This window comes from Micromonospora rifamycinica, from assembly GCF_900090265.1.
Classification (GTDB): Bacteria; Actinomycetota; Actinomycetes; order Mycobacteriales; family Micromonosporaceae; genus Micromonospora; species Micromonospora rifamycinica.
The window spans coordinates 4,127,050-4,140,640 of sequence record NZ_LT607752.1; the positions used below are offsets into that span (position 1 = coordinate 4,127,050).

10 protein-coding genes are annotated in these 13,591 nt (G+C 69.2%); 3 read left to right on the top strand and 7 right to left on the bottom strand.

All coding sequences use genetic code 11. From position 1 onward, the window contains the following. Positions 1-136: 136 nt before the first annotated feature. The 4 genes from GA0070623_RS17005 to GA0070623_RS17020 form a co-directional block, all read right to left on the bottom strand. Complete coding sequence (locus tag GA0070623_RS17005) at positions 137-898, bottom strand: LytR/AlgR family response regulator transcription factor (protein WP_067310466.1); 762 nt, start codon at positions 896-898, stop codon at positions 137-139. A gap of 17 nt (positions 899-915) precedes the next feature. Beyond that, positions 916-2,139, bottom strand: coding sequence for a sensor histidine kinase (locus GA0070623_RS17010; protein WP_067310417.1), 1,224 nt, complete (start codon positions 2,137-2,139; stop codon positions 916-918). Positions 2,140-2,179: 40 nt separating this feature from the next. Next, on the bottom strand, positions 2,180-3,691 hold the full coding sequence (locus tag GA0070623_RS17015; protein WP_067310414.1) for a sugar transferase: 1,512 nt from the start codon (positions 3,689-3,691) through the stop codon (positions 2,180-2,182). A 330-nt stretch (positions 3,692-4,021) separates the two neighbouring features. Continuing rightward, positions 4,022-4,882 (bottom strand): Fpg/Nei family DNA glycosylase, encoded by an 861-nt coding sequence (locus tag GA0070623_RS17020; protein WP_067310412.1) that lies wholly within the window; start codon positions 4,880-4,882, stop codon positions 4,022-4,024. Between the two features lie 24 nt (positions 4,883-4,906). Here GA0070623_RS17020 and GA0070623_RS17025 point away from each other — a divergent pair, with 24 nt between their 5' ends. The 3 genes from GA0070623_RS17025 (at position 4,907) to GA0070623_RS17040 (ending at position 7,377) form a co-directional block, all read left to right on the top strand. After that, positions 4,907-6,181 carry a glycosyltransferase gene (locus GA0070623_RS17025; protein ID WP_067310409.1) on the top strand — a complete coding sequence of 425 codons (1,275 nt, stop codon included), beginning with the start codon at positions 4,907-4,909 and terminating at the stop codon, positions 6,179-6,181. Positions 6,182-6,703: 522 nt separating this feature from the next. Continuing rightward, positions 6,704-6,988: a type II toxin-antitoxin system Phd/YefM family antitoxin gene (locus GA0070623_RS17035; RefSeq protein ID WP_067306508.1), complete on the top strand. Its 285-nt coding sequence runs from the start codon at positions 6,704-6,706 to the stop codon at positions 6,986-6,988. Continuing rightward, a complete protein-coding gene (locus GA0070623_RS17040) occupies positions 6,985-7,377 on the top strand; it encodes a type II toxin-antitoxin system VapC family toxin (RefSeq protein ID WP_067306505.1) in 393 nt (130 codons plus the stop codon). Before GA0070623_RS17035 ends, GA0070623_RS17040 begins: the two co-directional genes overlap by 4 nt. On the opposite strand, the gene GA0070623_RS17045 is transcribed toward GA0070623_RS17040, so the two are convergent. Genes GA0070623_RS17045 through GA0070623_RS17055 form a run of 3 tightly spaced genes read right to left on the bottom strand, consistent with a single transcriptional unit; the run spans position 7,374 to position 13,549 of the window. Then, a complete protein-coding gene (locus tag GA0070623_RS17045; RefSeq protein ID WP_089004091.1) occupies positions 7,374-10,787 on the bottom strand; it encodes a DEAD/DEAH box helicase family protein in 3,414 nt (1,137 codons plus the stop codon). The two genes, GA0070623_RS17040 and GA0070623_RS17045, sit on opposite strands and share 4 nt — an antisense overlap. Positions 10,788-10,832: 45 nt before the next feature. Further along, positions 10,833-12,026 (bottom strand): restriction endonuclease subunit S, encoded by a 1,194-nt coding sequence (locus GA0070623_RS17050; RefSeq protein ID WP_197699991.1) that lies wholly within the window; start codon positions 12,024-12,026, stop codon positions 10,833-10,835. Next, positions 12,023-13,549: a type I restriction-modification system subunit M gene (locus GA0070623_RS17055; RefSeq protein WP_231932427.1), complete on the bottom strand. Its 1,527-nt coding sequence runs from the start codon at positions 13,547-13,549 to the stop codon at positions 12,023-12,025. The genes GA0070623_RS17050 and GA0070623_RS17055 overlap by 4 nt, the downstream gene beginning before the upstream one ends. Between the last annotated feature and the right edge of the window lie 42 nt (positions 13,550-13,591).

Here is a 13,591-nt window from a genome sequence, read left to right on the forward strand (position 1 = left end):
ACCCGCGCCGAGGGCGCCCCGGCCTCGGCCGGGGCGCCCTTGGCCGTTCCCGCACCAGGGGGCCGATGTTGCGGTATCCGGGTGCCCGGTCACCGCAACGTCGCCGATGTCGCGACGATCACGGCCACCGGCAGGGTCAGCGGTTCCAGTCCTGTTTGGCGGCCCGGACCAGCTTGTCCTTCAGCTCCCGGGTGTGCCGGCGGCTCACCGGCAGCTCGGCGGCGTCGATCAGCACCACGTACCCCGAGTTGACCAGGCGCAGCTCGGCGATCAGCCGCAACTGCACCAGGTACGACCGGTGGATGCGGACGAAACCGGCGTCCGCCCAGCGTTCGGCGAGGGTGGCCAGCGAGACCCGGACCAGGTGCGACCCGTCGGCGGTGTGTAGCCGGGCGTAGTCGCCCTGCGCCTCCACCCAGCGCACCGCCGAGCGGGGCAGCATCCGGGTCGTCCCGGCCAGCTCCACCGGGATCGTCGGGTCCTCCTCGGTGCGGGCCAGCGCCGCCGGGTGCGACGGCACCACCCGGGAGCCCATCACCCGGCGCAGCGACTCGGCCAGCCGCTCGGCGCGTACCGGTTTGCGGACGTAGTCGGTGGCGCCCAGGTCGAAGGCGTCCACCGCGCCGTCGTCGTACGCGGTGACGAAGACGATCGCGGGGGGCCGGGCGAACCGGCGCAGCACCCGGGCCAGCTCCATGCCGTCCAGGCCGGGCATCCGGATGTCCAGGAAGACCACGTCCACGTCGGTGTCCCGCAGCACCCGCAGCGCCTCGGTGGCGTCACCGGCGGTGTGCAGCCGGGCCACCCGGGGATCGGCCCGCAGGTGGTACGCCAGCTCGTCGAGCGCCGGTGGCTCGTCGTCGACCGCCAGCACCCGCAGGAACCCGGCCGCGTTCACCGCGCCGTCCCGCTCGCTCACGCGCCGGCCCGTACGCCCGGGTGGAACTTCGGGATGCGCAGGCTCACCTTCGTACCCGAGCCGGGGCCGGTCTCGACGACCAGGCCGAACCCGTCGCCGAAGACCGAGCGGAGCCGCTCGTCGACGTTGGAGAGGCCGACGTGCTGGCCCGGGTCGTCGGTCGGGTCGCTGCCGGCCCGGGTCAGCTCGGCGATCCCCGCGGTCAGCGTGGCCGGGTCCATCCCCACTCCGTCGTCCTCCACCGTGATGTGACACTCGGCGCCCGCGTCCCGGGCCTCGATGCTCACCATGCCGGTACCGGGCTTGCGCGACAACCCGTGCCGCACCGCGTTCTCCACGAGCGGTTGGAGGCAGAGGAACGGCAGGGTCACCGGCAGCACCTCCGGGGCGATCTGCAACCGCACCTGCAACCGGTCCCCGAACCGGGCGCGTTCGATGGTCAGGTACCTGTCGATGGAGCGCAACTCCTCAGCGAGGGTGGTGAACTCCCCGTGCGCGCGGAACGAGTAGCGGGTGAACTCGGCGAACTCCAGGATCAGCTCCCGGGCCCGCTCCGGGTCGGTGCGGACGAACGACCCGATCGCGGTCAGCGCGTTGTAGATGAAGTGCGGGCTGATCTGCGCCCGCAGCGCGCGGATCTCGGCGCGGGCCAGCCGTTCCCGGGAGGAGTCCAGTTCGGCCAGCGAGAGCTGGTTGCCGGCCCAGTGGGCGGTCTCCAGGGTGGCCTGCACCAGGCCGGGCGCGGGCGGCCCGTCGGCCACCGCGACCAGCGCCCCGACCACCCGGCCGTCCGCCGACAGCGGGGCCACCACCGCCCCCCGGACCAGGCAGTCCACCCGGTCGCAGTGCAGCTCCGACTCGCCCAGCACGGTCGACCGGCCGGTCTCGGCGACCCGTCGGGCCGCGGTGAGCAGTTGGTCGCCGTGGTGCCCGCCGCGCCCGTCCAGGGCGAGCAGCGTGTCGGCGTCGGTCAGCGCCAGCCCGGCCGCCCCCACCAGCGCCCGCAGATGGCGTACGGCCTTCGCCGCGCCCGCCGGGTGCAGCCCGGTACGCAGTGGTTCGGCGGCCAGGCCGGCGGTGTGCAGGACCTCGTAGGTGGCCCGTTGGGTGGCGGTGGCGATGCCCCGTCGACCGCGCAGCCGCAGCGCCGCCCAGAGCGCGGCGGCGAGCGCGGTCACCAGCGAGACGACGCCGACCACGGCGGAGAGGTTGCCACCCACCCCGCGATCCTGGCCTGTCCGGGCCGCCACGCCAAGGGGTTCAGTACGCGCCCTTGCGGGCCAGTACCACGCCGACCGTCCGCCACAGGATGCTCAGGTCGTACGCCAGCGACCAGTTGTCGACGTAGTAGAGGTCGAGCCGGACCGCCTCGTCCCAGGACAGGTCGGAGCGGCCGGAGACCTGCCACAGCCCGGTCATCCCGGGCCGGACCAGCAGCCGCCGCCGGACGTCGCCCAGGAAGTCGCCGTCGTCGGCGGGCAGCGGACGCGGCCCCACCAGCGACATCTCCCCCCAGAGCACGTTGATCAGCTGGGGCAGCTCGTCCAGCGAGGAGGCCCGCAGGAAGCGGCCCACCGGGAACACCCTGGGATCCTGCCGCATCTTGAACAGCATGCCGTCGGTCTCGTTCTGGTCGACCAGACCGGCCAGCCGCTCCTCGGCGTTGACGTACATGGTGCGGAACTTCCAGACCCGGAAGGTACGCCCCTCGTGGCCCACCCGGGGTTGGCGGAAGAAGACCGGCCCGGGGTCGGAGATCCGGATGGCCAGCCCGATGGCCAGGAAGACCGGCACCAGCAGCAGCAGGCCCAGCCCGGCGGCGACCCGGTCCATCAGGTTCTTGGCCAGCAGCGCCGGCCCGGACAGGGTCGGCTCCTCCACGTGCAGCAGCGGCAGCCCCTCGATCGGGCGGATGTGCACCCGGGGGCCGGCGATGTCGGTGAGCTGCGGGGCGACCACCAGGTCGACGCCGGAGCCCTCCAGCTGCCAGGCCAGCCGGCGCAGCTCGCCCGGTTCGGCGCTGGCCGAGCCGCAGACCGCGATGGTGTCCCCGCCGACCTCGCGCACCAGGGCCAGCACGTCACGGCCGGCGTACACCGGGACGGGGGTCTCGATGCCCCGGGCGGCGGCGTACCCGTCGGTGATGTGGATGGCCACCGGCACCAGCCCGGCGGCCGGGTTACGGGTGACCGCGACGTAGACCTCCAGGCACTCCGGCAGGGTGCCCACCAGCACCATCCGGTGCCCGGCGTGCCCGGCGCGGCCCCGGACCCGGTGCAGCACGAACCGCGCGGAGATCCGGAAGAACAGGACCAGCACCAGTGCCCCGGCCAGGGCGAAACCCACCGTGTAACGGGACAGGTCGGTCTTGGTGGCGAAGGCGACGAACGAGACGGTCGCGGTGACCGCGACCCCACCCCGGATGACCCGCTTGTACTCCTCCGGGCCGAGACCGAGGTAACGCCGGTCGTAGGCCCGGTTGCCCCACAGGGCCGCCAGCCAGCCGAGCGGGACCAGCAGGAAGACCACCGTGTAGAACCAGGTCGGGTCGGCCTGCGCGTTGTAGAAGCCGGCCCGCGCCTGACCGAACGCCTCCTGGGCGATCCAGTCGGCCAGCACCACGGCGGCGAAGTCGAGCAGCAGCAGCGCCGCTGTGTACGGGCGGTGCCAGCGGGACACCCGACGACGGGCACGGGCCCATGCCGACCGGGGCACCCCGTTGTGCGACGGCGGTGTCGGCGGCTGGATCTCGAAGCTGTCGACGTGCCGCACGAGTTTGCTCCGGCCTGTGTTGGTTACCGGGCGCTGGAGGCTTGTCGTCACCTCAACCCATGTCCTCCCGCATGACCCGCGCCGCTCACTCGCCGTGAGGAACCCGGGTCGCTCACCGTTCCCGTCTCCCCACGCTGGCAGCGGGTCAAACGCGGCCCCGAGGGACCGTGCGTCTGGCGTCGCCGACGGGGGAACCGGCCGACTTCACGTCAGTTTTCGAAGCCGGGGACCGAGCCACTATACCGATGGACGGCCACCGGGGTAGCACGCGGACGGGGAGGTTTCGCGCGCCACGGTCGATACCTCTCCGTAACCGGGACAGGTCGTGACTCACCGTACGAGACGGGACAACCTTCGGTCAGCGAGCGGTTTGCCGCCGGTCTGGCAGGTGGGGCAGTACTGGAGACTGGAGTCGGCGAACGACACCTCCCGTACCGTGTCCCCACAGACCGGGCAGGGCAGCCCGGTCCGGGCGTGCACCTTCAGCCCGGAGCGTTTCTCGCCCTTCAGCTCGGCCGCCCGGTGCCCGACCGAGCGGCGTACCGCGTCGCCGAGCACCGTCCGGGTCGCCGCGTGCAGGGTGGCGAGCTGGTCGTCGGTGAGCCGGTCGGTGATCGCGAACGGGGACAGCTTCGCCGCGTGCAGGATCTCGTCGGAGTACGCGTTGCCGACCCCGGCCAGCACCGCCTGGTCGGTCAGCACCCCCTTGACCTGCCCGCGCCGGCTGCGCAGCCGTTCGGTGAAGGTGGCCAGGTCGGCGTCGAGGGCGTCCGGCCCGAGCTTGGCCACCCCGGGGACCTGCGCCGGGTCGGTGACCAGGTAGGCGGCGAGCTTCTTCTGGGTGCCCGCCTCGGTGAGGTCGAACCCGGAGCCGTCGTCGAGGCGTACCCGTAGGGCGATCGGACCCTTGCCGGGGCGCAGCGGGACGGTTGACGGAAACGCCTCCCGGTAGTGCAGCCAGCCGGCGCGGGCCAGGTGCACCACCAGGTGCAGGTCACCGTCGAAGATCACGTCGAGGAACTTGCCGTGCCGCCGGGCGTCGGCCACCGCCCGGCCCGACACCGCCGTGGGCGCCGGGTCGTACGTCTTCAGGGCGCTGATCGCGGCGACCTCGACCCGGTCGACACGTCGCCCCACGGCACGCTCACGCAGGTAACCGGCGAGCGCTTCCACCTCCGGTAGTTCGGGCACCCCCTCACGGTAGCCTTCGTTCCCGTGAGAATCGTGGTGGCGCACAACCGGTACCGGGAAGCCCAGCCGTCGGGTGAGAACACGATGGTCGACTCGGAGATCGGGCAGCTCACCGCCGCCGGGGTCGAGGTGTTGCCGTTCATCCGCAGCTCGGACGAGATCCCGTCGATGCCGAAGTCGGCCAAGGCGCTGCTGCCGATCTCGCCGATCTACGCCCCCCGCGCCCAGCAGGACCTGTCCCGGCTGCTCACCGAGCACCGGCCGGACGTGCTGCACCTGCACAACCCGTACCCGCTGCTCTCGCCCTGGGTGGTGCGGACCGCGCACAGGCACGGGGTGCCGGTGGTGCAGACGGTGCACAACTACCGGCAGGTCTGCTCGTCGGGGATCTACTTCCGCGACGGGGTGATCTGCCAGGACTGCAAGGGCCGGGCGCTGGCGGTGCCGTCGATCGTGCACCGCTGCTACCGGGACTCGCGGGCGCAGAGCGCGCTGATGGCGGCCACCCTGGCCGTGCACCGGGGCACCTGGCGCTCGGTGGACCGGTTCATCGCGCTCACCTCGGCCATCGCCGACCATCTGACCGACTACGGCATCCCGGCCGAACGGATCGTGGTCAAGCCCAACGCGGTGCCCGACCCGGGCGCCCCCACGCCGCTCGGTGACGGGTTCCTCTATCTGGCCCGGCTGACCCCGGAGAAGGGCGTGGACCTGCTGCTGGACGCCTGGCGGCGGCACCCGGTGGGCAGCCTGGGCGTGCTGCGGGTGGCCGGCGACGGCGAGCTGCGTCCGCTGGTCGAGGCCGCCGCCGCCGAGCGCGCCGATGTCGTCTACCTGGGCCAGCTCGACCGGGACGGGGTACGCGCCGCGGTCGAGGCGAGCGCCGTGGTGATCGCCGCCTCGATGTGGCACGACGTGCTGCCCACCGTGATCATCGAGGCGCTGGCCAGCGGGCGGCCGGTGCTCGGCACCGCGCTCGGCGGCATCCCGTACCTGGTCGGCGCGGACGTCCCGCACGAGCCCGCCGGCACCGGCCCGGCCGCCGAGGCCTCGGCCGTCGCCGGCCACCCCCCACCGCCGGCCGGTCCGGTCGCGGTGCCGGCCGGGCTGCTCGGCGGCACCGCCGGCTGGGTGGTTCCGCCGGATCCGGCCGCGCTGGCCGCCGCGCTCCCGGTCGCGCGGGCCGGTGCCGCTCTGCTGTCCGCTCCGGCCCGGCTGCGGTACGAGCAGACCTTCCACCCCGACGTGGTCCTCAGGCGTCACCTCGCCATCTACGCCTCCCTAACCCGCCCCCACTGACCCGCCCCCCGCCCCCGCCGACGGCAGACCTCGCGCAATCTTGGTGGAAAGTGGCCCCTATGGGGGCCGTTTCCTTCCAAGATCTCTGTGCCTGAGGGGTGGGTGGGGTGGGTGGGTGGGTGGGTGGGTGGGGCGGGGTGGGTGGGGTGGGGTGGGCCGGCAGAGTGGTCGGGCGTGTCGCGGCTGGCGAGTCTTGCCACCCGAAGTGATATGACTGGCTGGCATATTTATGCCGACCAGTCATACCCCCTGCGGCAGAGTCACCTTCTGCGGCAGTCTGGGCACGGTCTTCGTGGATGGAGTTGAGGATCGTGTCCGCGAGGCGGTGCCATGGTGCGTCTCCGCTGAGTCGAGCCCGCCTACAGGCCAAGAATCTGCCGGACGCACTCTTCGACGCGGCGAATCTCTGCCGGTGCCAGCCGGCCGAGTCGTCGGCGTAGCCGAGGCTTGTCGACGGTGTGCAGGCAAGCGACCAGCCGTGTAGGTACAATGATGGCGTTGTCGGCACAAGGGAGGCGTGTTGTGAGCACCGTTTCCGTGCGTGAGTTCTCCTACAACCCGAGCGCGATGTTCGCCCGGGTCGAGCGGGGCGAGTCGATCGAGGTGACGCGGCACGGCAGCGTGATCGCCGTCCTGCTGCCGGGTTCAGGGACACTCGGCAGATACGCGTCCCTGGTGGCCAAAGGCGTGATCCGCCTCAAGGCGACCACCACGAGCGACCTCGACCGGCTGCCTCGTTACGACGTGCCGCCCGATGTCTCGCCCCTCGATCTGCTCCTGGCCGACCGTGAGGCCGATGATCGGTGATCTACCTCGACTCGTCCGCTCTGATCACGCTGCTCTCCGGCCGCACCTACGCGGTAGAGCTGAGGGAGTTTCTGGGAGACCGGGCTGGCATGCCGATGGCGACCAGCTCCGTCGGATTCGTCGAGACGGTACGCACCCTCGACCGGATCGGAGACTATCCGGATGCCATGCAGATGCTGGCCCGCAACTTCACCGAGATCCTGTTGACCGAGGAGGTCCGGGATTTCGCGGCAGCCCTCCCCACCGGGATTCGGACGCTGGACGCGCTGCATGTGGCGAGTGCCCAGATACTTGGCGATGCGCTCGACATGCTGGTCACGTATGACAAGCGGATGTCGGACATCGCCGTCTCGGTGGGTTTGCCGGTCGCGGCTCCCGGCACCGGCTAGGCGACCTCGGTTGCCGGGGTGGCGGTGTCCCGGACGGAGTTGAGGATCGTGACCAGGCGGTCCAGGTCGTCGGACGGGAAGATCGATTCCGGGTCGGGGGCGAGGTCACTGAACGGGGACTCGTAGAGCCGCTCCGGGGCCATCACGCCGTTCTGGGTCAGGTGGGCGATGATCAGGCCGATGAAGTCGATCTGGCTGCCGGTGAGGGTGCGGCCGGTCAGGAACTCGCCGAACGCCTCGTGGGCCGCCTCCCGGTCGAGCCCGACCAGGGAACGGACGAAGAGCCCGAGCCCCTCGGACGAGCGGCGGACCCGGTCGATGTCCTCGGCACCGCCGCCGCTGGCCACCAGCATCCGTTCCAGCTCGTCGAGGTCGGTGGGGGAGAGCTGCCGGTTGCGGCGCAGCTTCTGCAACGTCAGGTGGTCCTCGTGGGCGCGCAGGTAGACCCGAGCCTTGGCGCGGAACCGCTCGAAGTTCGTGCCGATCCTGATGTCGTCGAGGGTGACGTCCGACAGCTCGCCCAGTTCGTCGGCGAAGTCGGTGTAGACGATGGCCCGCCTGGTCCGGGAGATCAGCCGGACCAGCCCGCGCAGGCGGCGGCGGATCAGCTCCAGCAGGGGCAGGGTGACGTCCTGCCACCATTCCTCGCCGGCCACCTCGTCGAGGAGGTGTTGCTGGTCGCGTACCGCCGGGATGTTGGTCTGTTCGAGCAGCGCGGAGGCGATCTCCTGGACCTGCCCGCGCAGCCGCGCGTAGTCGGGCAGCACCTGGAACTGGCCGAGCTGGAGGCGCAGCACCATCAGGTCGAACCGCTTGGCCGCCTCGTCGGTGTCCTGGACGGCGGTGGGCAGCGCGGCGAGGTTGTCGCCGATCTCGTCCACCGTCTCGGGGGTGAGCCGGTGCCAGTGGGCGAAGTCGACGTAGTAGTCGACCAGCGAGCGCTGGGGGCGTACCACGAAGTTGTCCAGGGGGATGCCCGACACCCGGGAGTGCAGGTCGCGGGCCAGCTCCCAGCGTAGGCCGGCTTCGCTCCGCGTCCCGTCGGCGTCCGGCGGCGGGCCGGCGTCGGCGGGTAGCCGCTCGTCGAGGCGGTACACCAGGTCGAGCCGCGCCTTGAACAGCCGGGTGCTCAGCGCTTCACCGAGCTTCCCCTGCGCCGGCTCGGGGTTCTGGTTGAAGTACTCGAAGTTCTGGCAGAAGTCGAAGACGAAGAAGTCCTGTTTGTGCTGGCCGGGGCCGTAGAGGTCCGGGCAGAGCCGGGTGCCCCGGCCGAGCATCTGGAGGAACTTCGACTTCGACCTGACGATCTTGAAGAAGACCAGGTTGACGACCTCGGGCACGTCGATGCCGGTGTCGAGCATGTCCACCGAGACCGCGACGTGCGGGTCCTTCTCGCGGTCCGAGAAGGTGTCGATGAGGTTCTGCGCGTAGACGGTCTTGTGGGTGATCCGCAGGGCATGGTGACCGGCGAGTGCCGGGTAGGCGAGATCGAACCGCTCCACGATGAACTTCGCGTGCTCCTCGTTCTTGGCGAAGATGATCGTCTTGCCGATCCGGTCGCCACCGGCCACGCGGTGCCCATGGGTCATCAACGTCGCCAGGACCTTGTCCACGGTGTCGGCGTTGAACAGCCACTTGTTCACCGCGTCCGGGTCGACGCTGTCCGGCGGGCCGTCGTCACCCCAGTCGAGCGAGTCCCAGGTGTCCTTCTCCTCCTCGGTGAGGTCGTCGTACCGGATGCCGTCACGCTGGAACTTCAGCGGCACCGACACCGCACGCGGCGGCACGAGGTAACCCTCCCGCACCGCGTCGTTCAGGTCGTAGTGGTCGGTGGGCACGCCGTCTTCGAGGTGGAACAGGCTGTAGGTGTTGCGGTCGATCTCGTTGCGCGGGGTCGCGGTCAGCCCGACCAGGAGGCTGTCGAACCAGGAGAAGATCGCCCGGTACCGCTGGTAGACCGAGCGGTGCGCCTCGTCGATGATCACCAGGTCGAAGTGGCCCGGCCCGAAGCGCCGTCCGCCGCCCGTGGTCTGGTTGATCAGGCCCATCATGGTCGGGTACGTCGAGACGTACACCCGACCCTCGGTGTCCTTCTCGGTGACCAGGTTGACGGTGGCCGCCTCGGGCAGGTGCGTCTTGAACGCGTTCACCGCCTGGTTGACCAGGGCGGTGCGGTCGGCGAGGAACAGCACCCGCTTGACCCAGTTGGCCCGCATCAGCACGTCGACCAGGGCGATCACCGTGCGGGTCTTGCCGGCGCCGGTGGCCATCACCACGAGCGCCTGGCGCTGCCGGTCCCGCTCGAACGCCTCGCCGATCTTCCGGATCGCCCGGTGCTGGTAGTGCCGCTCGACGATCTCCGGCCTGATGGGTACGTCCGCGAGCGCCTTCCGGCTGGTGCGACGCTGGATCAGCAGCGCCAACTCGTCACGGGTGTAGAAGCCCTGCACCGGACGGGGCGGGTACGTCGTGTCGTCCCAGAGCCAGGTGTCGTAACCGTTGGTGTAGAAGATGACCGGGCGCTGGCCGTACCGCTGCTCCAGGCAGTCGGCGTAGAGCTTGGCCTGGTGCTTGCCGTCGGTGGGATCCCGCCGGGCGCGCTTGGCCTCGACCACCGCGAGCGGCTTGCCGTCCTCGCCCCACAGCACGTAGTCGACGAAGCCGGTGCCGGTGGCGTTGGGCATGCCGGTCACCTCGAACTCGCGGTCGTCCGGCCCGTCGAGCCGCCAGCCGGCCTCGGCCAGCAGCAGGTCGATGTAGAGACTGCGGGTCTGCGCCTCGTCGTAGTCGTGATCGTCGGGGCGAGCCTCGTTGGCGGCCTTCGCGGCGGCGATCTGGGCGCGCAGCGTCGCCAGCTCGGCGTCGAGGGTGGCGCTCTTCTGCCGCTCGGCGGCCAGCGCCGCGTCCCGGGCGGCGAGCTTCTCGGCCAGCGCCTCCAGCTCGGCCCGGGTCTGCTGCCGCACCTCGGCGGGGACCGGCCGGGGGATCAGGTTCGGGTCGAAGACCAGCGCGCTCGCCGGCACCTGCGTCTGGTCGCGGGTGTAGTGCCGGGCGATCCAGTACATGACGTGGAACAGCTCGCGCAGGACCGGCACCGACTCCTTCGTCGTCACCGGCGTCTTCTCGTGTACGGCCTGGTTGCCCTGCCTACGGATCAGGTTCATCTTGACCTGGAGGGCGGTGCCGACCAGGTTGCGCAACGTCGGCTCGTGGATCTTTCCGGAAAGATCGTTCTTGTACGGCCGCCTCAGCGTCGCGTCGGCGTCGAAGAGCCAGCCCAGCGCGAGTTCCAGGGTGCGCCGGGCATAGAAACACGAGCCCCGCGGGTCGGCGACGGCCAGTCGCTCGGCCCGCTGGGCCTCGTCAAGCAGGTCAGGCCACTCGGCCCGCAGAAACGCGAAGTTGCTCATCGGATTGCCTACCCCCCACGGTGGACAGCCCTAGAGAGTCTCACATCAGAGCAACCCCCGAAAAGCCCGATCCTGGAGGGACGCGAACAGCGCATCCAGCTCGGCCAGACTCGCTCGCTGCCTCGTCCGAAGTTGCTGGGCGACTCTCACCCGGCGGGCGAACTCCTGCTGAACCTCGATCGGAGGCAACAGAAGCGGGAATCGCCGAAGCTGGGCCATGTTGATCGAGGCGATACCCGTAGTCTGCTTGGCCGACCGGAGAAAGTACTGCTTTCCCCTGTCGGATGACACGAAATAGCTCAGATAGACGGGATCGACTTTTTCGCCAGCGGTTATCCGAACCCTGAAAATGTGGTTCTGATGGATAGCTTCCGGAAGCTCGTTATTCCAAAGGGATCCACGGCCAAGCTTATCGGGGTCACCGCCTTCCGTCAGCAGAAGATCATCCTCATGCAGCCGATAGCGTTCGATTTCCTGCTCGGTAGCCTCGATCTGCTTCACGTTCGAGAGTTCAAGGCGTTTTTCTTGAACGTTTACCACGGCAAGATATGGGACGGCCCGCAATGAGGCCTGAGGGGGCTTCCTTCCCTTAGTGATTCCCGACGAAACTTCGGCCACTTGACCCAGATGCAGAGAGTCGTTCCAGCTAGCTCCATTCGCGTAGTACCGGCCAAGCAGTTCAAGGAATATAGACTCGGCGAGCCTGTCGATCTGGACGAGGGCTTCACAACGCTTGGCAAGCAGCCCGTCCGCCTGATCCAGCACCGCCGCAATCCTCCGCTGTTCAGGGAGAGATGGCAGAGGAAGTGACGATTCATGAATTATGCGGTCAGAGATAGCGGGGTAACTAGCACCCGTCGCCTTCCGCACCATATCGGCCACGAATCCTGGAGACTTTACCCAATGAAATAGGAAGCGGGTGTTCAGCGCGGCGTTGGGGCGGAGTACGCAGAAGCCAGTGGAGGCCGTAGCACCGTCAAGCTCCCCCGGCACGACAGCTACGCCGTTGAGATTGGGCCGAACCGTAGAAACAAGCACATCTCCAGCCGAGACAATTTGTCTTGCACGGCTGGGCGCTTCCTTCGTTCGCGTTAATCGCGCTGCCGTGATTAACTTGCGCGCCTGATCCACAGCTCCCAGATCGATGTAATTGAAATTTTCGTCTTCGGACTGCCGAGGATTCCAGGTCGACACAGGCACGATCAGGTCGCGGAGCACGCGATGCATGAGTTGACTCATCCGAGCATCGCCTTCAGGTCGGTCATGCCCTGCTGGATCTCGGCCTCTAGGCGTTCCAGATCGGCCAGGATGTCCAGCGGTGAGCGGTGTTCGACCTCTTCGTGGACGATCTCCTTGTAGCGGTTGAGGCTGAGGTCGTAGCCCTGCTCAACGATGTCGGCCTTGGGCACGCAGAAGCTCTGCTCGGTCCGCGCCCGCTGCAACTCGTCGCCATCCCGGCGAGCCCACCGCGCCAACGCGTCCGGCAGGTTGTTCTTCGCGTGCTCGTCGTCGGTCAGCGCCGCACCCGGCCCCAACTTCTCGGCGGGCAGCAGTGGAGTCCGCTTGTCGTCCAGGCTCCAGCCGTCGGCGGTCACCTCGTAGAACCAGACGTGATCGGTGCCGCCGCTGTTGGTCTTGGTGAAGAAGAGGATCGCGGTGGAGACACCGGAGTAGGGCTTGAAGGTGCCGCTGGGCAGCTTGACCACGCCGTCGAGCTTGTGGTCCTCGACCAGCATCCGGCGTAGTTCCTTGTGCGCCTTGCTCGATCCGAAGAGCACGCCGTCGGGCACGATCACGGCCGCCCGTCCGCCGGTCCTGAGCAGCCGGAGGAAAAGGGCGAGGAAGAGCAGTTCGGTCTTCTTGGTCTTGACGACCCGCTGGAGGTCCTTCGACGTGCTCTCGTAGTCGAGGCTGCCGGCGAAGGGCGGGTTGGCCAGGATCAGCGAGTACTCCCCGGCGTCGCCGCTGACGCTCTCCGCGAGCGAGTCACGGTAACGGATATCTGGGCTCTCCACCCCGTGCAGCAGCATGTTCATGCTGCCGATCCGCAGCATCGTGCCGTCGAAGTCGAAGCCGTGGAACATCTTCTGGTGGAAGTGCTCCCGTTGGCCCGCGTCGTGGAGCACCTCCGGGTGGACGCGCCGGACGTACTCGTTGGCCTCGACCAGGAAGCCGGCGGTGCCGCAGGCCGGGTCGCAGATCCTGTCCCCCGGCCTCGGGGCGGTCATCTCGACCATGAGCTGGATGATGTGCCGGGACGTACGGAACTGTCCATTGTGTCCGGCCGTGGCGATCTTGGAGAGCATGTACTCGTAGAGATCGCCCTTGGTGTCGCGGTCCTCCATCGGGAGCGTGTCGAGCATGGTGACCACGCGGTCGAGAAGCGCCGGGCTCGGGATGGTGAACCGGGCGTCCCGCATGTGGTGCGAGTAGGTCGAGCCGTCCCCACCGAGCTGCTGAAGGTAGGGGAACACCTTGTGCGCGACCGTCTTGAACATCGTTTCCGGGTCGAGGCCCTTGAACCGGGACCAGCGAAGTTCCTGCTCGTCCGCCCCGAACCGCAGGGTGACCTGGGCGTTCGGGAAGCGTCCCGCCTTCTTCAGCTCCCGCGTCTCGATCTCGTCCAGCCGCTTGATGAAGAGCAGGTAGGTGATCTGCTCGATCACCTCCAGCGGGTTGGAGATGCCGCCCGACCAGAAGGCGTCCCAGACGCGATCGATCCTGCTCTTCAGTTCACCGGTTATCACGTGCCTCGTCCCCATGGCGTTGCTTCAGGCTTTGACCCCACAGGCTAGTTCCTCTCC